The organism is Blastococcus capsensis (assembly GCF_030165005.1).
GTDB classification, from domain to species: domain Bacteria; phylum Actinomycetota; class Actinomycetes; order Mycobacteriales; family Geodermatophilaceae; genus Blastococcus; species Blastococcus capsensis.
On sequence record NZ_JASNNW010000002.1, the window covers coordinates 19,100 to 39,364 of the forward strand.

Annotated in this window: 18 protein-coding genes, 1 pseudogene and 1 riboswitch; of the genes and pseudogenes, 6 read left to right on the top strand and 13 right to left on the bottom strand. The window is 74.0% G+C overall.

From position 1 onward, the window contains the following. Positions 1-960 precede the first annotated feature (960 nt). Together QOZ86_RS02445 and gdhA are read left to right on the top strand one after the other, a co-directional pair. The gene (locus QOZ86_RS02445; protein WP_284490361.1) at positions 961-1,992 is read left to right on the top strand and encodes a C40 family peptidase; all 1,032 of its coding nucleotides are present in this window, start codon (positions 961-963) and stop codon (positions 1,990-1,992) included. A 108-nt stretch (positions 1,993-2,100) separates the two neighbouring features. Further along, positions 2,101-3,450, top strand: a complete 1,350-nt coding sequence (gdhA, locus tag QOZ86_RS02450; protein WP_284490362.1) for an NADP-specific glutamate dehydrogenase — start codon at positions 2,101-2,103, stop codon at positions 3,448-3,450. Between the two features lie 253 nt (positions 3,451-3,703). Here gdhA and QOZ86_RS02455 read toward each other — a convergent pair whose 3' ends face one another. Next, complete coding sequence (locus tag QOZ86_RS02455; protein WP_284490363.1) at positions 3,704-4,738, bottom strand: uroporphyrinogen decarboxylase family protein; 1,035 nt, start codon at positions 4,736-4,738, stop codon at positions 3,704-3,706. A gap of 62 nt (positions 4,739-4,800) precedes the next feature. Between QOZ86_RS02455 and QOZ86_RS02460 the strand changes: the two genes are divergently transcribed. Next, positions 4,801-5,379: a gamma carbonic anhydrase family protein gene (locus QOZ86_RS02460; protein ID WP_284490364.1), complete on the top strand. Its 579-nt coding sequence runs from the start codon at positions 4,801-4,803 to the stop codon at positions 5,377-5,379. Between the two features lie 66 nt (positions 5,380-5,445). Here the strand turns inward: QOZ86_RS02460 and QOZ86_RS02465 are convergent, their stop codons facing one another. The 7 genes from QOZ86_RS02465 to QOZ86_RS02495 all read right to left on the bottom strand — a co-directional run bounded on the left by QOZ86_RS02465 (position 5,446) and on the right by QOZ86_RS02495 (position 12,089). Beyond that, positions 5,446-6,645: a cysteine desulfurase-like protein gene (locus QOZ86_RS02465; protein ID WP_284490365.1), complete on the bottom strand. Its 1,200-nt coding sequence runs from the start codon at positions 6,643-6,645 to the stop codon at positions 5,446-5,448. 85 nt (positions 6,646-6,730) lie between these two features. Continuing rightward, positions 6,731-7,804, bottom strand: a complete 1,074-nt coding sequence (metX, locus tag QOZ86_RS02470) for a homoserine O-acetyltransferase MetX (protein ID WP_284490366.1) — start codon at positions 7,802-7,804, stop codon at positions 6,731-6,733. 3 nt (positions 7,805-7,807) lie between these two features. Then, a complete protein-coding gene (locus QOZ86_RS02475) occupies positions 7,808-9,100 on the bottom strand; it encodes a bifunctional o-acetylhomoserine/o-acetylserine sulfhydrylase (RefSeq protein WP_284490367.1) in 1,293 nt (430 codons plus the stop codon). A gap of 42 nt (positions 9,101-9,142) precedes the next feature. Beyond that, positions 9,143-9,258, bottom strand: a riboswitch (SAM riboswitch). Positions 9,259-9,343: 85 nt separating this feature from the next. Continuing rightward, complete coding sequence (locus tag QOZ86_RS02480) at positions 9,344-9,865, bottom strand: WLR motif membrane protein (RefSeq protein WP_284490368.1); 522 nt, start codon at positions 9,863-9,865, stop codon at positions 9,344-9,346. After that, positions 9,862-10,761: a mechanosensitive ion channel family protein gene (locus QOZ86_RS02485; protein WP_284490369.1), complete on the bottom strand. Its 900-nt coding sequence runs from the start codon at positions 10,759-10,761 to the stop codon at positions 9,862-9,864. Before QOZ86_RS02485 ends, QOZ86_RS02480 begins: the two co-directional genes overlap by 4 nt. A 147-nt stretch (positions 10,762-10,908) precedes the next feature. After that, positions 10,909-11,697, bottom strand: coding sequence for a thioesterase family protein (locus QOZ86_RS02490; RefSeq protein WP_284490370.1), 789 nt, complete (start codon positions 11,695-11,697; stop codon positions 10,909-10,911). A 23-nt stretch (positions 11,698-11,720) separates the two neighbouring features. Next, positions 11,721-12,089: a hypothetical protein gene (locus QOZ86_RS02495; protein WP_284490371.1), complete on the bottom strand. Its 369-nt coding sequence runs from the start codon at positions 12,087-12,089 to the stop codon at positions 11,721-11,723. 207 nt (positions 12,090-12,296) lie between these two features. On the opposite strand from QOZ86_RS02495, the gene QOZ86_RS02500 reads away from it, so the two are divergent. The 3 genes and pseudogenes from QOZ86_RS02500 to QOZ86_RS02510 all read left to right on the top strand — a co-directional run. Next, positions 12,297-12,743 carry an STAS domain-containing protein gene (locus QOZ86_RS02500; protein ID WP_284490372.1) on the top strand — a complete coding sequence of 149 codons (447 nt, stop codon included), beginning with the start codon at positions 12,297-12,299 and terminating at the stop codon, positions 12,741-12,743. A 336-nt stretch (positions 12,744-13,079) separates the two neighbouring features. Continuing rightward, on the top strand, positions 13,080-14,825 hold the full coding sequence (locus tag QOZ86_RS02505; protein WP_284490373.1) for a BCCT family transporter: 1,746 nt from the start codon (positions 13,080-13,082) through the stop codon (positions 14,823-14,825). 65 nt (positions 14,826-14,890) lie between these two features. Next, a pseudogene (locus QOZ86_RS02510) lies at positions 14,891-15,787 on the top strand (EamA family transporter); the annotation flags it as partial. A 159-nt stretch (positions 15,788-15,946) separates the two neighbouring features. On the opposite strand, the gene QOZ86_RS02515 reads toward QOZ86_RS02510, so the two are convergent. The 5 genes from QOZ86_RS02515 to QOZ86_RS02535 form a co-directional block, all read right to left on the bottom strand. Further along, positions 15,947-16,801 carry an ABC transporter ATP-binding protein gene (locus QOZ86_RS02515; RefSeq protein ID WP_284490374.1) on the bottom strand — a complete coding sequence of 285 codons (855 nt, stop codon included), beginning with the start codon at positions 16,799-16,801 and terminating at the stop codon, positions 15,947-15,949. After that, positions 16,798-17,907, bottom strand: coding sequence for a FecCD family ABC transporter permease (locus QOZ86_RS02520; protein WP_284490375.1), 1,110 nt, complete (start codon positions 17,905-17,907; stop codon positions 16,798-16,800). The genes QOZ86_RS02515 and QOZ86_RS02520 overlap by 4 nt, the downstream gene beginning before the upstream one ends. Beyond that, entirely contained in the window at positions 17,904-18,959 is a 1,056-nt protein-coding gene (locus tag QOZ86_RS02525; RefSeq protein ID WP_284490376.1) for a FecCD family ABC transporter permease, read from the bottom strand. Before QOZ86_RS02525 ends, QOZ86_RS02520 begins: the two co-directional genes overlap by 4 nt. A 69-nt stretch (positions 18,960-19,028) precedes the next feature. Continuing rightward, entirely contained in the window at positions 19,029-19,748 is a 720-nt protein-coding gene (locus tag QOZ86_RS02530) for a mycothiol-dependent nitroreductase Rv2466c family protein (protein WP_284490377.1), read from the bottom strand. A 19-nt stretch (positions 19,749-19,767) separates the two neighbouring features. After that, on the bottom strand, positions 19,768-20,262 hold the full coding sequence (locus tag QOZ86_RS02535; RefSeq protein WP_284490378.1) for a glutathione peroxidase: 495 nt from the start codon (positions 20,260-20,262) through the stop codon (positions 19,768-19,770). Positions 20,263-20,265: the final 3 nt, after the last annotated feature.

The following is a 20,265-nucleotide window of genomic DNA, read 5'->3' on the forward strand; positions in this document are numbered from 1 at the left end:
GGCCCGACGACGGCTTCGGCCCTCCGGGAGCACGCGTCTGCGCGGCAAGTCTGCCTCTGAGTGCAGTGGTGCTCAGAGGCAGACCGTGCTCGACACGGTGCCGTGGTGCCCGCCGCCCAGCTCGGGACGGGCCCTGCGTCACGGCGGCCCCGCGTCGCGGCAGCCCCGCGGTGCTCGGGTGTCACCCGGCCCTGATGAGGTGGGCGACCCCATGTCGGGCCAGGCCGCCCTGGAGGCGTACTCGCCGGCCTGGCCGGCGTCGCCGTGCTGACCCTCGGTGAGAATCGCCGTGCTGACCCTCGGTGAGAAGTGGAAGGCCCCCTGGCCCCTGCCGCTCGCAGGCTCGCGGCGGGACCCTGCAGGGGGCCACCACCCGACGTCGGCTGCCGGTCCTGCCGGCGGTCGGTCACCAACCACCTGGTGCACCGGGGCACCGGCGCTGCCGTCGGTGAGCCACGTGGCATCTGGTCGGCGACCGGGCTGCGCGGCTGGCGCGCTTCGCCGGGGCACACCTCGGTCCGCCCGGCCACCGACCAGGCGCTGGGGAACGCCACCGCGGTCGGTGGTCCCCCGTGGACCTGGTCCCGCCGCGACCAGGTCGTCGACGTCGCACACGAGGCCGGCTGCTCCCTCGGCACCGTCTACTTTCGTCGCCGGCTATTCCCTCGTCGCCGGTCACTCCCTCGTCACCGTCTACTTCCTCGTCACCGGCGCCGTCGCCGACCGTGCCATGTCCTGGCGCCAGACCGGCGTCCCGACGGCACGGCTGCCGGGGTGCGCCGCTGGTCCCCGACCGGGGCGGGTGAGCCCCCCTGGGGCGGGTGTGACGACCGGTGCGGCCGGCGGGCCACCACTCCGCGCGCCGCCCACTACTTGTCGATACTGCATCCCTACGTTCCGTGCTGACGCGCATCAGTGCGGCCCCTTCCCCGGGCCCGGCGCGAGTGATCGGAGGCCACGGTGCAGTCGCAGCGCAGGACCACCCGTCGCCGCCCGCGTGCCGTCCTGGCTCTCGTCGCGGCCCTCGTAGCGGGCGCCACCGGCGTCCTCACCCCGACGGCGGCCACCGCGGCACCCGGCTCCGTCGCCGAGGCCGCCACGCTGATGGCCCAGGCCGCTCAGGAGCTGACCCGCGTCGAGGCCCAGGTGCACGAGGCGGAGGAGATCGTCGCCGTGCAGCAGGCCGCCGCGGCCGCGGCCGCCGCCCAGGCCGAGGCCGCCCGGCAGGCCGTCGCCGTCCACGAGCCGCAGATCCGGGCCATCGTCCAGAGCGGCTTCACCGGCACGACCACCTCCCGGCTGGCCGCCTTCCTGACCAGCGACTCCGCCGATGACCTGGTCCGGCAGCTGACCACGCTGGACATGATCGCCGCGCACACCAACGCGGTCATCGCCGAGGTCGCCGCGGCCCGGACGGCCGCCGAACAGGCCCAGGCGACCGCCGACCAGGCGGCCGCCACCGCCCGGGCCGGCCTGGAGGAGCTCCAGGCCCAGCAGGCGGAGGTCGAGCGGCGGGCGACCCAGTACGAGTCCGACTACGCCCGGCTGTCGGCCGAGGAGCAGGACCGGGTCTCCACCGCCGTGGCCGGCCCGCGGCTGCGGACGCCGGCGGTCGACGAGCTGCCCGTCGTCCCGGGCAGCGCCGCGGCCACCGCCATCCAGACGGCGCTGGCGCAGGTGGGCTCGCCCTACCGACGGGGCGCGACCGGACCCGACGCCTTCGACTGCTCGGGCCTGACGTCCTACGCCTACGCGGCCGCCGGCATCACGCTCCCGCGGACCAGCGGCGGCCAGTCGAAGATCCCCGGCCCGCAGCTCTCCCGCGGCGAGCTGCAGCCCGGTGACCTGGTCTTCTACTACTCCCCGATCAGCCACGTGGCCCTCTACATCGGGAACGGGATGATCGTGCACGCCCGGACGTACGGCACACCGCTGTCGGTGACCAGCGTCGACCAGGGCGGCTTCCGGTTCGGCGTCCGCCCCACCGGCTGACCCTCGCTCCCGCGTCCCGGCCACCGGCACCCGGGCGACCTGCTCCGAACCAGTCCGTCGACGCCCCGTACGTTGCTCCCGTCGGAACGTATGGAGCGAGGAGTCCTGATGAGCGGCGAGGTTCCTGCCACGGTGCTGGGCATCTACGACGAGGTGCTGCGGCGCAACCCTGGTGAGACCGAGTTTCACCAGGCCGTCCGCGAGGTGCTCGAGTCGCTGGCCGTGGTGCTGGACCGGCACAGCGAGTACACCGAGATGAAGACCGTGGAGCGGATCTGCGAGCCCGAGCGGCAGATCATCTTCCGCGTCCCGTGGCAGGACGACCGCGGCGACGTGCAGATCAACCGCGGTTTCCGGGTGGAGTTCAACTCCGCCCTCGGCCCGTACAAGGGCGGCCTGCGGTTCCACCCGTCGGTGAACCTCGGCATCGTCAAGTTCCTCGGGTTCGAGCAGATCTTCAAGAACGCGCTCACCGGCATGCCCATCGGCGGCGGCAAGGGCGGCTCGGACTTCGACCCGAAGGGCCGCTCCGACTCCGAGGTCATGCGGTTCTGCCAGTCGTTCATGACCGAGCTCTACCGGCACCTGGGCGAGTACACCGACGTCCCGGCCGGCGACATCGGCGTGGGGGCGCGCGAGATCGGCTACCTGTTCGGCCAGTACAAGCGGATCACCAACCGCTACGAGTCCGGCGTCCTCACCGGCAAGGGGCTGGGCTGGGGCGGCGCCCTCGTGCGCACGGAGGCGACCGGCTACGGGGCGGTCTTCTTCGCCGAGGCGATGATGGCCGCCCGCGGTGAGGACTTCGCCGGTAAGCGGGTCGTCGTCAGCGGATCGGGCAACGTGGCCGTCTACGCGATCGAGAAGGTGCACCAGCTCGGCGGTACCGCGGTTGCCTGCTCCGACTCCAGCGGCTACGTCGTGGACGACAAGGGCATCGACCTCGAGCTGCTCAAGCAGGTCAAGGAGGTCGAGCGCGGGCGGGTGGCCGACTACGCCGAGCGGCGAGACGGCGCCACCTTCGTGCCCGGCGGGAGCATCTGGGACGTCCCGTGCGATGTCGCGATCCCCAGCGCCACGCAGAACGAGCTGGACGGCGACGCCGCCGCGGTGCTGGCGCGCAGCGGCTGCCGCTACGTCGCGGAAGGGGCGAACATGCCGGCGACGCCGTCGGCGGTGAAGGTCTTCCGCGAGGCGGGTGTCGGCTTCGCGCCCGGCAAGGCCGCCAACGCCGGCGGCGTGGCGACCTCCGCGCTGGAGATGCAGCAGAACGCCTCGCGCGACCGCTGGACCTTCGAGCACACCGAGGACCGGCTGGCCGAGATCATGCGCGACATCCACACCCGCTGCCACGAGACGGCCGAGGAGTACGGCTCCCCCGGCGACCTGGTGCTCGGCGCCAACGTGGCCGGGTTCCTCCAGGTGGCCGAGGCGGTGCACGCGCACGGCCTGATCTGAAAGAGGACCCCCTTGCCCCCCGCCACTCGCAGGCTCGCGTCGGGCCCCTGCAAGGGGGCCGTTCCAGTACGTCACCAGGCTCAGGGCGGGGCCCTGGAAGGGGGCCGTTCCAGTACGTCACCAGGCTCAGGGCGGGGCCCTGGAAGGGGCCGTTCCAGTACGTCACCAGGCTCAGGGCGGGGCCCTGGAAGGGGGCCGTTCCAGTACGTCACCAGGCTCGCGGCGGGACCCTGCGAGGGGGCCGTTCCAGCTCCTACAGTTCGGCGCGCAGCTGCTCCGCGGCCAGCGCCAGCGACCGCATCTTGCCCGCCGCGGACTCCTGCGGCAGGTACTTCAGCCCGCAGTCGCTGGTGAGCACCAGCCGGTCGACGTCCACGTCGTCCAGCGCGCGACGCACCCGGTCGGCCACGACCTCGGGGCTCTCCACCTCCGGCGTGGACAGGTCGAGGACCCCGAGGGCGATGCCCTTGCCCCGCAGCGGCCGCAGCGTGGCGGGGTCGAGGTGCGACTGCGCCGTCTCCACGGCGACGGTGTCGACGGGGGTGTCGGCGAGCTCGGGCAGGAACGAGTAACCCTCGGGCCGCTCGGAGACCATCGCGGCGTACCCGAAGCACAGGTGCAGGTGCACCGGACCGGGCGCGCCCTCCACCGCTCGGGTCACCGCCTCCGCGCCGTACTTCCGGGCGACGTCGGGGCGGGCCTGCAGCCACGGCTCGTCGATCTGCACGATGTCGGCGCCGGCGGTGAAGAGGTCGGCGATCTCCGCGCGGACGACGTCGGCGTAGGCCAGGGCGAGCGCCCGGTCGTCGCCGTAGTGGTCGTCCTGGGCCTGCTGCGCCATGGTGAACGGGCCCGGGACCGTGATCTTGACGATCCGGTCGGTGTGCGCCCGGAGGAAGCGGACGTCGTCGGCCTGGATCGGGGTGGGCCGGGAGATCGCGCCCCGCACCCGCGGCACCGGGATCGGCTTGCCCGACCGGTTGAGCACGGTGCCGGGGTCGTCGACGTCGACGCCGGTCAGCGCCGTCGCGAAGTGGTTGGAGTACGACTCCCGCCGGATCTCGCCGTCGGTGACGATGTCGAGGCCGGCGTGCTCCTGGGAGCGGATGGCCAGCCGGGTCGCGTCGTCCTGCGCCTCGGCGAGCAGCTCGGGCGCCACCCGCCACAGCTCGCGCGCCCGCACCCGCGGCGGGAACTGGTGGGCCAGGCGGTCGCGGTCGATCAGCCAGCCCGGCTGGGGCAGGCTACCGACGATCGACGTGGCAAAGGGGGGAAGGGGCGCCGGCATGCCGGCGAGTCTGCCGGGCCCGCCCGGTGCGCGTCACGCGGGGCTGTGCTGTGCTGGACGACGTGGCGGACAACTACATCGCGGCACTGCCCTTCGGCGCCCCGGCGATCGCCGAGGACGCCTTCGTCGCCCCGACGGCGGTGGTGGTGGGTGCGGTGACCATGGGCCCGCGGTCCAGCATCTGGTACGGCGCGGTGGCCCGCGCCGACACCGACGTCATCCGGATCGGCGCCGACTCCAACATCCAGGACGGCTGCACCCTCCACTCCGACGAGGGGTTCCCCCTGGTCGTCGGTGAACGCGTCTCGGTCGGGCACCGGGTGGTGCTGCACGGCGCCCGCATCGACGACGACGTCCTGGTGGGCATGGGCAGCATCGTCATGAACGGCGCGCACATCGGCTCGGGCTCCATCGTCGCCGCGGGCGCCGTCGTCACCCAGGGCAAGGTCTTCCCGCCCCGTTCGCTGATCGCCGGCGTCCCCGCCAAGCTGCTGCGCGAGGCCACCGACGACGACCAGCTGCACATCCAGGGCAACGCGATCAGCTACACCGACCGGCTGGACTCCGCGCGCGCGGTACGCCCCGTCGTCCGGGGAAAGCTTCCTCCGGCCGGGCACCAGCCCGGCGACGACATGTCCTGAAGAAGGACCCCCTGCCCCCCACCACTCGCAGGCTCGCGGTGGGCCCCTGCAGGGAGGCCGCTGACGTCAGGTCGCCAGCCACTCGCGCAGCCCGGCGAGCAGCCGGTCGACGTCGTCGGTGTCGCTGTAGGGGGCCAGGCCCGCCCGCAGGCCGCCGGTGTCGCCGAGGCCGAGCCACCGGCTGGCCTCGATCGCGTAGAACGAGCCGGCCGGCGCGTTGACCCCCCGGGTGGCGAGGAACCGGTAAGCATCGGCGGCGTCCCGCCCCTGGAAGGTCAGCAGCAGGGTCGGGGTGCGGTGCGCCGCCCGCGACCACGACCGGACGCCGGGGAGTTCGGCCAGTCCGGCCTCGAGGGTCTCGCGGAGCCGGTCCTCGTGCTCCTCGATCGCGGTCATCGCCGACACCAGCCGCTCCCGACGCGTCCCGGAACCCCCGAGGTCGGCCAGGAAGTCCACCGCCGCCGTGGTCCCGGCCAGCAGCTCGTAGGGCAGCGTGCCCAGCTCGAAGCGCTCGGGCACCGCGTCCGTCGACGGCAGCAGCTTGGCCGGGCCCAGGGTCGCCAGCAGCGCGGGGTCGGCGGCCAGGACACCGCAGTGCGGGCCGAGGAACTTGTACGGCGAGCAGAGGAAGACGTCGGCCCCGAGGGCTGGGACGTCGACCGGCGCGTGCGCGGTCAGGTGCACGCCGTCGACGACCAGGAGCGCGCCGGCCGCGTGCACCCGCTCGGCGATCGCGGCGAGCGGCGGGCGGGTGCCGATGAGGTTGGACGCCCCGGTCACCGCGACCACCCGGGTCCGGTCGGTGAGCACCGCGGCGACGTCGTCGGCGGTCAGCTCGCCGATGGCCGGGTCGAAGGCGGCCCACCGCACGGTCGCCCCGGCCGCCCCGGCGGCCAGCACCCACGGCCGGATGTTCGCGTCGTGGTCGAGCCGGGTCACCACCACCTCGTCGCCGGGGCCCCAGCCGGCCGCCAGGGTGCGCGCCAGGTCGAAGGTGAGCTGGGTGGCGCTGCGCCCGAACACGACGCCGCCGGGGTCCACTCCGAGCAGGTCGGCCATCGCCGCCCGCGCCGCCAGCACCGTCGCGTCGGCGAACCGCTCGGCGGTGGTTCCCGAGCCGCGGTTGCTGATCGGCGCGGTCAGGGTCGCGGCCACCGCCCGGCCCACCGCGTCGGGTACCTGGGTGCCGCCGGGGCCGTCGAAGTGCGCCGTGCCGCTCGTCAGCGACGGAAAGGAGGCGCGCAGTGCGGCGACGTCGTAGCTCATGCGCCCGACGTTACCGATGGCGCCGAGTGCGACGAACTCGTGGCGATCGCCGCCTGATGGCCACGACGTCGTCGCATCCGGGTGGTCAGTCCAGCAGCTCGCGCAGCAGCCCGTCGACGGCGGCTGTCTCGAGCAGGAACCCGTCGTGGCCGTACGGGGAGGAGATCAGCCGCAGGGGCACGCCGAGGGCGTCGGCGACCCGCTGCTGCTGCTCGGGCGGGTAGAGGCGGTCGGTGTCCACGCCGGCGACCAGCGCACGCGCGGTGACCCGGTCCAGCGCGGCCTCGACCCCGCTCCGGCCCCGGCCGAGGTCCCAGCTGTTCATGGTCTCGGTGAGCAGCACGTAGCTGCCGGCGTCGAACCGGCGGGCCAGCTTGCCGGCGTGGTGCTCGAGGTAGGAGGCGACGGCGAACCGGTGGTCCTCCTGCACCCGCGAGCCGAACCGGGCATCGAGCTCCAGCGCACTGCGGTAGGTGAGGTGGGCGATCCGCCGGGCGATGCCCAGGCCGTCCACCGGGGCTGCGTCGAGCGGGTAGTCGCCCCCGGCCCAGCGGGCGTCGGCGCGGATCGCCGCCTGCTGGGTGGTCTGCGTGCCGATCTGGTCGGCCGAGGAGACCGCGGCCGAGGCCAGGAAGAACAGCGTGTCCACGCGGCCGGGTTGCGCGACCGCCCACTCCAGGGCGCGCATCCCGCCCATCGAGCCACCGACGACGCAGGCCCAGCGGTCGATGCCGAGTGCGTCGGCCAGGGCCGCCTCCACCCGCACCTGGTCTCCGACGGTCAGCTCGGGGAAGCGCGAGCCCCAGCGGCGGCCGTCCGGCGCCCGGGACGACGGCCCGGTCGTCCCCTGGCACCCGCCGAGGATGTTGGCGCAGACGACGAAGAACCGCTCCGGGTCGAGCGCGGCGCCCGGGGCGACCAGGTCGCTCCACCAGCCCGGCGTCGGGTGCCCCGGCCCGGCACTGCCCGTGACGTGGCTGTCGCCGGTCAGCGCGTGCTCCACCAGGACGGCGTTGTCCCCGTCGGGCGAGAGCCGGCCCCACGTCTCGTACGCGATCCGGACGGCCGGCAGGCTGCCGCCGCGCTCGAGCGGGAACGGGGCGGGCAGGTCGAGGAACCGGCGGTCGCCCACCGGATCGCCCTCGACCCACCCGCCCATCGCTCAGGCCGACTTGGCGGCGCGGAAACCGGCCTCCAGGTCGGCCAGGATGTCTTCGATGCCCTCCAGGCCCACGGCCAGCCGCACGAGGCCGGGGGTGACCCCGGTGGTGAGCTGCTCCTCGGCCGTGAGCTGCGAGTGCGTGGTCGATGCCGGGTGGATGACCAGGCTGCGCACGTCGCCGATGTTGGCCACGTGGCTGTGCAGCTCCAGTGCCTCGACGAACTTCTGCCCGGCCTCGCGCCCGCCGTGCAGCTCGAAGGTGAGGACGGCGCCGGCGCCCTTCGGCGCGTACTTCTGCTGCGCGGCGTGCCAGGGCGAGGACTCCAGGCCCGGGTAGTTCACCCGGTCCACCTCGTCGTGCGCCTCGAGGAACCGCGCCACGTCCAGCGTGTTCTGCACGTGCCGCTCCATGCGCAGCGACAGGGTCTCGATGCCTTGGACGACCAGGAAGGCGTTGAACGGCGAGATGGCCGGGCCGAGGTCGCGCAGCAGCTGCACACGGGCCTTGAGCGCGTAGGCCGGGGCGCCGAGGTCGGCGTAGACCACGCCGTGGTACGTCGGGTCGGGGGTGGTGAAACCGGGGTGCTTCCCGGCGGTCCAGTCGAAGCGGCCGCCGTCCACGATCAGGCCGGCGATCGCCGTCCCGTGCCCGCCCAGGTACTTGGTGGCGGAGTGCACGACGACGTCGGCGCCGGACTCGAGCGGCCGGATGAGGAACGGCGTGGCGATGGTGTTGTCCACGATCAGCGGGACGCCGTTGCGGTGGGCGACCCCGGCGACGGCCTCGATGTCGAGGATGTCGCCCTTCGGGTTGCCGATGGTCTCGCCGAAGAACGCCTTGGTGTTGTCCCGGACGAGCGACTGCCAGGCCTCCGGGTCGTCGGGGTCCTCGACGAAGGAGACGGTGATGCCCAGCTTGGGCAGCGAGTGGTGCAGCAGGTTGTAGGTGCCGCCGTAGAGCGAGGCGGAGGCGACGACGTGGTCACCGGCCTCCGCGATGTTCAGGATCGCCAGCGTCGTCGCCGACTGCCCGCTGGCCACCGCGAGCGCCGCGACGCCCCCCTCGAGCGAGGCGACGCGCTGCTCCAGCGCGTCCTGCGTCGGGTTCATGATCCGGGTGTAGATGTTGCCCATCTCCGCGAGCGCGAACAGGTCCGCGGCGTGCTTGCTGTCGCGGAACTGGTAGGCGGTGGTCGCGTAGATCGGCAGCGCGCGGGCGCCGGTGGCCGGATCGGGGCTCGTGCCGGCGTGGATCTGCCGGGTCTCGAAGCTCCAGGCTGCAGGGTCGGTCATGCGCCGTCTCCTCTCGCTCGCGGAGACCCGCGGCGCACGGGAACTCCGTCCTTGCCGGGCGGCGGGCGCCGTCCAGCCGGCTCTTCCCCTGGAGCACCTCAGACGGAGTAGAGGTTGCCGGGCAGCCAGCCAGGTGCTTCGCGCTGCCTCTCAGGAGCCAGGTCCGATCCTAGGACGACGTTGTCCCACGTGAAACACCGGTACCACCGACCGCCGGGCCGGACTCGGGGCGGTACCGCGGCCTCAGCCGGTCGGGGAGCCGGGGAGGGTGCCGTCCTCCGTACCGCCGGTCGGCGCGGGTGCGGTGGTCTCCGGCGTGGTCGGCTCGTTCGGTCCGGTGTCCTCCGGGGACGACGGGCCGGTGGTGGTGGGCGCCGTCGGGCGGGCCGGCGGCGAGGGAGAACCGGTGGTCGTGGGCGCCGTCGTGGTGGTCGGTGCAGTGGTCTCGGTATCGGTCTCGGGCTGCTCGGTCGGCTCGGTCTCCGTCGTCGGCACCGGCTCCTCGACGGTCTCCTCGGGGGCGGCCGGGGGCCTTCCCTCGGCCGGCGGCTTGACATTGAGGTAGAGCGTGAAGACGGCGAGGAAGAGGACGCTCAGCACGACCGTCGAGGTGCGGGCCCGGCCGAGGTGCCGGGGGATGTTCGACCACCAGCGGTGGCCGGGCGCGACGTCGGGGGACGTGGTGCCCGCGGCGGCGGGCGCGGTGCTCACCGTGGGCGCGGCCGGGACGCCGTCCCCGGGGCGGTCCGGCTCCGGCGTGCTCATCGGGGGGCCTCCTGCGCGGCGGTCGCGCCGTCGTTCGCGGGATCGTGGGCGGTCGCGGCCTGGGGCACCTGCATGCCCTGGCTCCGGAACGCCTGCACCACCCGGGCGCGCAGGTCCCGGCCGACCTCGAACTGCTTGCCCGGCAACGTGCGCGCGACCACTCGGATGTTGACCTGCTCGAGATCCAGGCTCTCCACGCCCATCACGCTCGGCGGGTCCAGCAGCAACGGCCGCAGCGCGGGATCGCGGAAGGCCTGGCGGCCGACCTCACGCAGCACCTCGTTCACCCGGTTGACGTCCACGCTGGTCGCGACCGGCACGTCGACGACCGCACGGGCCCAGTCGCGCGACAGGTTGATCACCTTGACGATCTGCCCGTTCGGCACGGTGACCACCTCCCCGTCGGGCGAACGGACCCGGGTCACCCGCAGCGTCACGTCCTCCACGGTGCCCGAAGCGGGCTCCATCCCACCCAGGACCTGGATGGAGACGACGTCGCCGAACCCGTACTGCCGCTCGGTGATGATGAAGAAACCGGCCAGCACGTCACCGACGATGCGCTGGGCACCGAAGCCCAGGCCGACGCCGAGCACGGTGGCCGGGGCGACCAGGCCCGTGATCGGTACGCCGAGCCGGTCGAGGACGAAGAACACGGCGATCGAGTAGATGAGCACGATCGCCGCCCAGGTGAGCACCTGGGTGAGCGAGTGCCGGTGCTTGGCGGCCTCGGAGCGCACCAGTGCGTCGCCCCCGGTGGCGTTGCGGTCGATCCGGTCGGTGATCCGGGTGCCGGCCCAGCCGACGAACCGGGCCAGCAGCACCGACCCGAGGATGATCAGCACGACCTCGAGACCGCGCCCGGACAGCCAGTCCAGCACCTCTCTCCACGCGTCCACGGCGCTGAGCTCCAATCGTCGGGGGAAGCGACCCTTCCACAGTGGCAGGCTCCTCGGCCGATGCCGGCCTGGCTGCCGCTCCCGGCGTCCCGGCGGCCGGCACGCGCGGCTGGCCTCGACCGGGGCGGCCGCGGAGAGATGGGGCGGTCAGCGCGGTTCGACGAACAGCGACTGGCTGGACCGGCCGATCGGCCCGTCGGCGTCGAAGAGGAGGGCGTTGCACTGGGCCGCCCCCGTGCCACCGTGGACGGTGGCGGCGTCCATGCCGAGCCACTCCCCGCGCGGTGGCCGGTGCAGGGCCACGGAGAGATCGACGTTGGCGAAGGTGGCCCGGGTCCAGTCCAGCGTCGCGGAGATGCCACTGGCCGCGTCGGTCATGACCAGCAGGTGCTGCAGCGGCGTCATCGTCTCCCCGGCGACCAGGGCGCACTCCGGCCGGGTCCAGGCGGTGGCCGGGCCGGGACCGTTGAAGGTGCCCGCGGCGAACCGCCAGTCCAGCGCCCGGTGGTAGGCGATCTCGGTGGTGAAGAACGCGGCCCGCTCGGGGCGGCTCCCCTCCGGACCGGCCGGTGCCGGGTGCGGCTGCGCCGTGGCCGGCGCGGCGTCCCCGCGCGAGCGCATCCGCCAGGCCGACAGGCGCATCAGCGGGCGGTCGTTCCCGGCGGACAGCACCGCCTCGACCAGCTCGACCCGCCGGCCGGGGCGCACGACCGAGGTGCGCACCTGCACCGGTCCGACCGGCACCGGGCCGAGGATGTCGTAGGCCAGCCGCACCGTCTGACCACCCTCGATCCCGCTGGCCTGCTCCGCGGCGCGCAGCAGCAACGCCGCCGGGGGCCCGGCGTGCTGGTGCCCCGCGTCCCAGGGGCCGATGGTGAGGGCGGTGGCCGCGAAGCCGTCGCCGTCGGGCAGGTAGAGGGCCTCGGGCACGTCCATGACCGGCAGTCTGTCGCCGCCGGTCAGCCCTCGTGCCGCCGGGTCTGCCACACCGCGTATGCGGTCCAGCCGGCGGCCGCCACGGCGGTCAGCGACCACACCCGGCGCAGCTCCGCGGACGTGGAGAACAGCAGGAGGACGGCGACCACGAGGACCGCGCCGGCCAGCGGTGCGCTGCGGGCCAGGGTGCCGGCGGTCCCGGGCCCCGGGACGACGACGAACACGACGGTGGCGGCGACGAGCAGGAATCCGCTCAGCGCCCCGATCGCGGCCGCGGTGAGGCCGAACCGGTCGGGCAGCCCGATCGCACCCAGACCACCGGCGACGCCGCCGGCTGCGAGCACGAGCAGGGTGCGGCGCCGGCGGTCCGACCAGGGCGGGCGACGCTCCACGCGGGCTCCTCTCCTCGACGGGCGGTCCTACCCGCGTACGGCGGGGACGCCCCCGGACCCAGTGGCACCGCTCCGTCGCAGACCGTGACAGCGCGCGTGGCGGCGCCGGGCAGCGGCCGATCCAGTACCGAAATCCGTTGTACCCCCCGGTCGCCGCGCATACGGTCCGGCCCCAGAGGGCGGAGCCGGCGGCTGGGGACAACGGGCATGGTGCGCGCACACGAGTGGGACATCAGCCGGCGGCTGGCGCGGCCGACCGGGAGGCGCCGCCCGTGGTGGGTCACGCACCCCCCGCCCGAACCGGCCGCGCTGCGCCTGGCGTGGGAGACCGCCGGAGGGCGCGCCCGCGTCGCGGTGGAGGGCGACCTCGACCTCGTCACCGCACCCCAGCTCGAGGCCTTCGTCGCCGAGCGGCCGCTGACCGGCTGCACGGTTCTGGAACTCGACCTCGGCGGCGTGCCCTCCCTCGGCTCGGTGGGACTGTCGGTGCTGATCGCCGTGCGCCGGTGGTGCCTGCAGCGCGGGATCGACCTCCTGCTGCGCGACGTGCAGCCGTCGGTCTGGCGGGTGTTCGAGGCGACCGGGCTCGACGCGGTCTTCACCGCCCCGGGCCCCGGGCCGCGCCCGCCCGCGCAGGAGCTCGCCCTCTTCTGAGCCGGGGCAGCCGGAGCTGCGCGCCCGCACGGCGAGGCCGAAGTGGTCACGGCCCGGGCACGCTGATTTGCGTTTGGCGTCGGATGTGCGCACCGTGGCCCTTGCGGGCGGCAGCCGGCTCCTCGGTGGTCTGGGCCGCCGAACCATCGTCGACTGTGAAGGGAGAAGCGCCGGGTGCCGGCGCCACACCCAACTGTGACCGGCTCACCTTCCGGAACTTCCGAATCTTCCGCCGACGACCGGCCCGCGCCGGCAGCCTCCCCGGCTGCCGACCATCCCGCCCTGGCGGTCCCGCCCAGAGCCCGCGCCGACCGGGCCGGCCGCCTGGACGGTGTCGTGTTCGGCGTCGCCGCGGTACTGGCACTCGGTTTCGTGGCCTGGGGTTTCCTGGCCCCGTCGAATCTGGGGACGGCCAGCAGCAGCGCCCTGGGCTGGGTCATCGGCAACCTCGGATGGTTGTTCGTGCTCGTCGCCTCGGCGTTCGTCGTCTTCGTGATCTGGCTGGCGGCCAGCAAGTACGGCCGCATCCCGCTGGGCCGCGACGACGAGGAACCCGAGTTCCGGACGGTCTCCTGGATCGCGATGATGTTCAGCGCCGGCATGGGCATCGGCCTGATGTTCTTCGGGGTCAGCGAGCCGCTGTCGCACTACGTCTCGCCGCCCCCTCTGACCGTCGAGGGCGAGACGCCCCAGGCCGTGGAGACGGCGATGGCCACCACGCTCTTCCACTGGTCGCTGCACCCGTGGGCCATCTACGCCGTGGTGGGGCTGGCGATCGCCTACGGCACCTTCCGCCGCGGCCGCCGGCAGTTGATCAGCTCCGCGTTCGCGCCGCTGTTCGGCGAGCGGCGCACCGAAGGACCGGCGGGCAAGGTCATCGACATCCTGGCGATCTTCGCCACTCTCTTCGGATCGGCGGCCTCCCTCGGCCTGGGCGCGCTGCAGATCGGCAGCGGCGCCGAGATCCTCGGCTGGGCCGGCGACCTGGGCAACGGCCTCCTGGTCGCCATCATCGCGATCCTGACGGTGGCGTTCGTCGTCTCCGCGGTCTCGGGCATCGCCAAGGGCATCCAGTTGCTGGCCAACATCAACATGGTCCTGGCGCTGGTCCTGGCGGTCTTCGTCTTCGTCGTCGGCCCGACGGTCTTCATCCTCAACCTGGTTCCCACGACCGTGGGCAACTACTTCGCCGAGCTCGGCGACCTGGCCGCCCGCACCGGCGCCAGCGGCGGCGACCCGCTGGACGCGTGGCTGAGCGGCTGGACGATCTTCTACTGGGCCTGGTGGATCAGCTGGACCCCGTTCGTCGGGATGTTCATCGCCCGGATCAGCCGGGGCCGCACCGTCCGCCAGTTCGTCACCGGGGTGCTGCTCGTGCCCAGCGTGGTCAGCCTGATCTGGTTCGCGATCTTCGGTGGCGCCGGCATCGGCGCCCAGCGGAGCGGCGCCGACATCGCCGGGGAAGGCACTCCCGAGGCGCAGCTGTTCGGCGTCCTCGAGACCTATCCTCTGGCCACGGTCATGACGGTGCTGGTCATGGTGTTGGTGGCGATCTTCTTCGTCTCCGGGGCGGATGCCGCGTCGATCGTGATGGGATCGCTGTCCGAGCGCGGCACGATCGAGCCCAGCCGGAAGATCGTCGTCTTCTGGGGCCTGGTCATGGGGACGGTTGCCGCGATCATGCTGCTGGTGGGCGAGGAGGCCCTGACCGGGCTGCAGAACATCACGATCGTCGCCGCGCTGCCCTTCGCGTTCGTCATGGTCGGGCTGGCGGTGTCGCTCGCCAAGGATCTGCGGTCGGACCCGTTGATCCTGCGTCGCACCGTGGCCGTCGAGGCGATCCAGCAGGCGGTCGTCGAGGGGATCACCCGGCACGGGGACGACTTCGTGCTGGTGGTCGAGTCGGCACCGGACGCGGACCGGGACGGCGTGCCGGACACGGCCTCGGGCACGACGCCCGTGGCGGCCGCCCAGCACCGCGGATCCGATGGCGCGGCGGGAGTCGCGGACGTCGGTTCACCGGTGCCGCAGCGTGACGATGCCGCTGTGCGCGACGCTCGAGGTGCGACACCCGGGAACTGACCGACGGTGGGAGCCGTGCCGAGAGAGGACGGCTTCCCGCGTCCGCGGGCGAGCGTCGCCCGCGGATGGCGCGGCGCGCCCGCTCGGTAGGTGGTTCGGGGCACGTCGGGGACTACGTTCCCGATGTGCACCGCACCACCCGCCCCGCTCTCGGGTACGCGTTCACGCTCGGCGCAGCGGGCCTGTTCGCCGTCAACGGCACCGTCTCGACCCTCGCGCTCGAGGCGGGGATCTCCGCACCGCGGTTGACCGCCCTCCGGTGCACCGGCGCCGCCCTGGGGCTGCTCGCCGTCCTGCTGGTGATCGCACCCGGCCGCCTGAAGATCGGCCGCCGGGAGCTCCCGCTGCTGGCCGTGCTGGGCGTCATCGGCATCGCGATGACGCAGTACCTGTTCTACGTGGCGATCGGCCGGCTGCCGGTGGGCATCGCGCTGGTGTTCGAGTTCACCGGCACGGTGCTCATCGCCCTGTACGTCTGGCTGGTCCGCCGCGAGAAGGTGCGCAGCCGGGTGTGGCTGGCGCTGGTGCTGTCGCTGTCGGGACTGGCCCTGGTGACCGAGATCTGGACCGGTGGCGGGTCGCTGGACGTGGTCGGCGTCGCGGCCGGACTCGGTGCCGCCGTCGCCCTGGCGACCTACTACCTCATCGGGGAGCGGGGGACGGTCACGCGTGATCCGGTGACCCTCACCTGCTGGGCCTTCGTCGCCGCGGCGGTCTTGTGGGCGGTGGCCGCGCCGTGGTGGCAGTTCGACACGGGGGTGCTCGGCCGCAGCGTGCCGGTCTCGATCGGCGCGCTGGAGCTGCCGCTGTGGGTGCTGGTCGCCTGGATCGCCGTGATGGGCGCGATCATGCCGTTCGGGCTGTCGATCGCCGCCCTGCGCCACCTGCCGCCCACGGCGGCGGGGCTGGTCGCCACCGCCGAACCCGTGTTCGCCTCCGTGGTCGCCTGGTTGTGGGTGGAGCAGGTGCTCACCGGCTGGCAGATCGCCGGCGGCGTCGTCGTCCTCACCGGGATCCTGCTCGCCCAGACCGCGCGCACGGCGCCGTCGGTGCCGCCGCTGCCGGAGAGCCCGGCCCCGCTCGGGGAGTGGCCGCGGGGCCGGGTGATCCGGGGAGGTGGGTCAGCGCAGTCGGCGCACGGGGACGACCATCGGGGTGCCGGCCACCGGATCCGGCAGCACCCGCGCCTCGAGCTCGAAGACGTCGGCCAGCAGCCGCTCGGTGAGCACCTCCTCCGGCGTTCCGGAGGCCACCAGGACGCCGCCCTTCATGGCCACCAGCCGCTGGGCGTACCGGGCGGCGAGGTTGAGGTCGTGCAGGACCACGACGACGGTCCGGCCCAGCTCGGCGTGCAGCCGGCCCACCAGCTCCAGGACGTCGATCTGGTGGGAGAGGTCGAGGTAGGTGGTGGGCTCGTCCAGCAGCAGCAGGTCGGTGCCCTGCGCCAGCGCCATCGAGATCCAGGCCCGCTGCCGCTGCCCGCCCGAGAGCGTGTCGACGGGGCGGTCGGCGAGGTCGGCCATGTCGGTCCAGGACAGCGCCTCGGCCACCACCGCCTCGTCGTCCCGGGACCACTGGCGCAGCCAGGTCTGGTGGGGGTGCCGGCCACGGGCCACCAGGTCGCCCACGGTGAGCCCCTCCGGCGCCACCGGGGTCTGGGGGAGCAGCCCCAGGACCTTGGCCACCTCGCGGGTGGGGGTGCGGGCGATGGCCCGGCCGTCGAGCAGCACCTGCCCCGACGTCGGCCGCATCAGCCGCCCGAGCGCGCGGAGCACGGTGGACTTCCCGCAGCCGTTGGGTCCGACGATCGCCGTGAACGAGCCCTCGGTGAGCTCCAGGTCGAGGCCGTCGACGACGACCCGGTCGTCGTAGGCCAGCCGCACGTGCTCGGCGGCCAGCCGGACGCGGGCGGCGGTGTCGGGCGTGCCGGGGGTGTCGGCACGGGGCAGGAGACCCGTGCCCAGGGAGATCGTCACAGCGTGGATCGCCGCCTTCCGCGGATCAGGAGCCAGAGCAGGTAGGGGGCGCCGATCGCGGCGGTGAGGATGCCGACCGGCAGTGCCTGGGGCAGCACGGTGCGGGTGACCAGGTCGGCGGCCACCACGAGCAGCGCGCCGAGGACGCCGGAGGCCAGCAGCGGGGGTCGCGAGCCTCCGGCGAGCCGCACGGCGATCTGCGGCACGACCAGCGCGACGAAGGTGATCGGCCCGGCCGCCGACACCGCGAAGCCGACCAGGCCGACGGCCAGCAGGACGACGGCGGTCTGCGTGCCGGCCAGTCGCAGCCCCAGGCCGCGGGCGGTGTCGTCGCCGAACTGCAGGACGGCGAGCGCCCGCCCGGCGGCGAACGCGAGCGGGAGCAGGACCGCCAGGGCGACGGCGAGGGGCAGCGCGTGGTCCCAGGTGCGCGCGTGGAGCGAGCCGGTGATCCACACGTAGGCCGACGCGGCGTCGTGGATGTCGGCGTGGGTGAGCAGCCAGTCGACGAGGGCGGCGCCGACCGACCACAGGGCGATGCCGATCAGCACCAGCCGGTACCCGTCGACCCCGGCCCGCCAGGTGAGGGCGAACAGCAGGGCGCCGGTGAGCAGTGCGCCGAGCAGGGCGGCGACCGGGACGCCCAGCCCGTCCAGGACCGCGCCGGCGGACGAGCCGCCGCTGAGCACGATCGCCGCCACGGCCCCGACCGAGGCACCGCTGGTGATGCCCAGGGTGTCCGGTGAGGCCAGCGGGTTGCGCGCGAAGGTCTGGAACAGCGCGCCGGAGACGCCGAGGGCCAGCCCGACCATTGCCCCGACGACCACGCGGGGCGCCCGGAGCTGCAGCACGACGAACTCCTGGGGGCCGTCGGCCAGCCCGGCCAGCGTGCGCAGCACCTCGCCGATCCCGATCGGGTAGTCACCGCGGCCCATGCTGAGCGCGGCGGCCAGCACCAGGAGCGCGAGCGCGGCCACCGGGACGGCGAACTGCCGCCAGCGCAGCAGGGCCGACACCGGGCCGACGCGGAGAGGTCGGCCGCCGCGGACCCGCGTCCCCTCGCCGCTGCTCGCGCCGGGCCGGCGGACCGGCGCCGCGACGCTCACAGCCCCGCCGTCCGGCGCCGGCGCACGAGCGCGATGAAGAAGGGGGCGCCGATGAGCGCCAGCACGATGCCCACCTGCAGTTCGCCCGGGCGGGCGACGATCCGGCCGACCACGTCGGCGACCAGCAGCAGCGCTGCGCCGAGCAGCGCCGAGCAGGGCAGCAGCCAGCGGTGATCGGGGCCGGTGAGCGCGCGGACGGCGTGCGGCACGACCAGGCCGAGGAACGCGATCGGCCCGGCGGCGGCGGTGGCGGCGCCGGCGAGGAGGGTGATGGCGGCCAGCCCCACCGCCCGGGCCAGCCAGATCCGCTGGCCGAGCCCGCGGGCCACGTCCTCGCCCAGGCCCAGCAGGTTCAGCGCCGGTGCGTTGACCAGCGCGAGGACCAGCCCGACCGCGAGGAAGGGGGCCACCTGCCAGGACACCGCGGCGTCCCGGCCGGCCAGCGAGCCGACCACCCAGAACCGGAAGCTGTCCAGCGTCTGCTCGTCGGCGACCACGATGGCCCGCACCAGCGCGAACAGGAGGGCCGAGAGCGCTGCCCCGGCGAGCGCGAGGGTGACCGGCGTCGCCCCGCCCCGACCGGCCGAGCCGATCGCGTAGACGAGGACCATGCTGACCAGCGCCCCGGCGAAGGCGAACCAGACGTAGCCGCCGGGGGTGGTGATGCCCAGCAACGAGATCGCGAGCACCACGGCGAGCGAGGCGCCCGCGGTGACGCCGAGCACCCCCGGGTCGCCCAGCGGGTTGCGGGTGTGCCCCTGCATGAGGGCGCCGGCCACGGCCAGCGCCGCACCGACCATGAACCCCAGCACCGTGCGCGGCACCCGCAGCTCGCGGACGATCACCGCCTCGTCGGTGTCCGGCGAGGAGTCGAGCAGCGCGCCCCACACCTCGCCGATCCCGATCGAGCGGGTGCCGACCGCGATGCTGACCAGCACGGCGGCGACCACGAGCACGAGCAGCAGGAGCAGCGTGCCCAGCCGGCGCGCGCGCAGCCGCGGCGCGCTCGGTCGTGCCGCGTCCCGGGCCGGGACGTCGACCGTGGTGGCCACGAGCAGCTCCCGGGACGGACGGCAGAGATCAGATAAGGCTTACCTTAGCTCGTCTTCCGGCCCCGTGGGTCAGCGCTTCTGCCGCCGGCTGCCGCCGTGCCAGTCCTCCTGCGTGCCCGCCTCGCCCGGCCGCACCCCGAACGCCGGCAGCTGCGGCCGCTCGCGCAGGCTGCGCTTGAGCTCGGCGAAGCCCGGGAACGAGGCCAGGCCCACGACGTGGTCCCACAGCGCCACCGCCTCCTCCTCGCTGGGCAGCCGGCTGATGACCGGGCCGAAGAAGGCCACGCCCTCCGGCGGCTGGAAGTGCAGGATCGGCGTCCCGACGTCCTTGCCGGTGAGCGCCAGCGCCTCGTCGGTCTCCGCCTGGATCTGCTCGTCCCAGACGGCGTCGTCGAGGGCGTCCGCCAGGTCGGCCGGCAGGTCCACCTCGGCCAGGATCGGCTCGAGGAACTCGCGGGTGCCCCGGCGGACCTCGTCGCCGGGTTCGTTCGGCGTCTCGAAGATCTGCGCGCCCAGCGCCGCGTACAGCGGGCCGACGGCGTCCGGGCCGTGCTCGGCGCGGGCGCGGGCCGCCACGCGCAGCAGCCGCAGCCCCGCGGTGTGCCCCGCCTCGTACTCGGGCGGGAAGTGGGTGTCGTAGTCGATGTGCGCGTTGAGCAGCCGCAGCGAGATGAACCGCCACTCCACGGCGTACTCCCGCTGCGCCGCCACCTGACGGACCCACTTGCTGGTCATCCAGGCGAACGGGCAGACCGGGTCGAACCAGAAACGGAGGTCGGGCGAGGCCATGGGGTCGAACGTAACCCCGTCAGCCGGGGAGCACCGACTCGACGGCGGCGCGGACCTCCGGGGCGTCGGGCTCGGTGCGCGGCCGGAAGCGGGCGACCACCTGGCCGGTGCCGCTGACGACCCATTTCTCGAAGTTCCACTGCACGTCGCCGGCCGCTCCGTCCACGTCGGGGACGGCGGTCAGCTGCTGGAACAACGGGTGCGCTCCCGGGCCGTTCACCTCGAGCTTCTCGGTCATCGGGAAGCTGACGCCGTAGGTGGCCGAGCAGAACTCGGCGATCTCCTCGGCGGTGCCGGGCTCCTGGCCCTTGAACTGGTTGCACGGCACCCCTACGACGGCGAACCCGCGGCCGCGGTACTCCTCGTGCAGCGCCTCCAGGGCGGCGTACTGCGGCGTGAGCCCGCACCGGCTGGCCACGTTGACCACGAGCGCCGGTGCGCCACCGGTCAGCTCCCGCAGCGTGGTCGGCGTCCCCTGGAGCGTGGTCACGGGCAGGTCGAGGAGATCGGTCATGCT

Bases quoted from the DNA above. Each gene is read 5' to 3' on its own strand.
- metX (WP_284490366.1), bottom strand. From the start codon at position 7,804: ATGGGCGGGTGGGTCGAGGGCGATCCGGTGGGCGACCGCCGGTTCCTC.
- QOZ86_RS02490 (WP_284490370.1), bottom strand. From the start codon at position 11,697: ATGGACGTGCCCGAGGCCCTCTACCTGCCCGACGGCGACGGCTTCGCG.
- QOZ86_RS02535 (WP_284490378.1), bottom strand. From the start codon at position 20,262: ATGACCGATCTCCTCGACCTGCCCGTGACCACGCTCCAGGGGACGCCG.
- QOZ86_RS02465 (WP_284490365.1), bottom strand. From the start codon at position 6,645: ATGAGCTACGACGTCGCCGCACTGCGCGCCTCCTTTCCGTCGCTGACG.
- QOZ86_RS02530 (WP_284490377.1), bottom strand. From the start codon at position 19,748: ATGGCCTCGCCCGACCTCCGTTTCTGGTTCGACCCGGTCTGCCCGTTC.
- QOZ86_RS02480 (WP_284490368.1), bottom strand. From the start codon at position 9,865: ATGAGCACGCCGGAGCCGGACCGCCCCGGGGACGGCGTCCCGGCCGCG.
- QOZ86_RS02475 (WP_284490367.1), bottom strand. From the start codon at position 9,100: ATGACCGACCCTGCAGCCTGGAGCTTCGAGACCCGGCAGATCCACGCC.
- QOZ86_RS02455 (WP_284490363.1), bottom strand. From the start codon at position 4,738: ATGCCGGCGCCCCTTCCCCCCTTTGCCACGTCGATCGTCGGTAGCCTG.
- QOZ86_RS02500 (WP_284490372.1), top strand. From the start codon at position 12,297: ATGGTGCGCGCACACGAGTGGGACATCAGCCGGCGGCTGGCGCGGCCG.
- gdhA (WP_284490362.1), top strand. From the start codon at position 2,101: ATGAGCGGCGAGGTTCCTGCCACGGTGCTGGGCATCTACGACGAGGTG.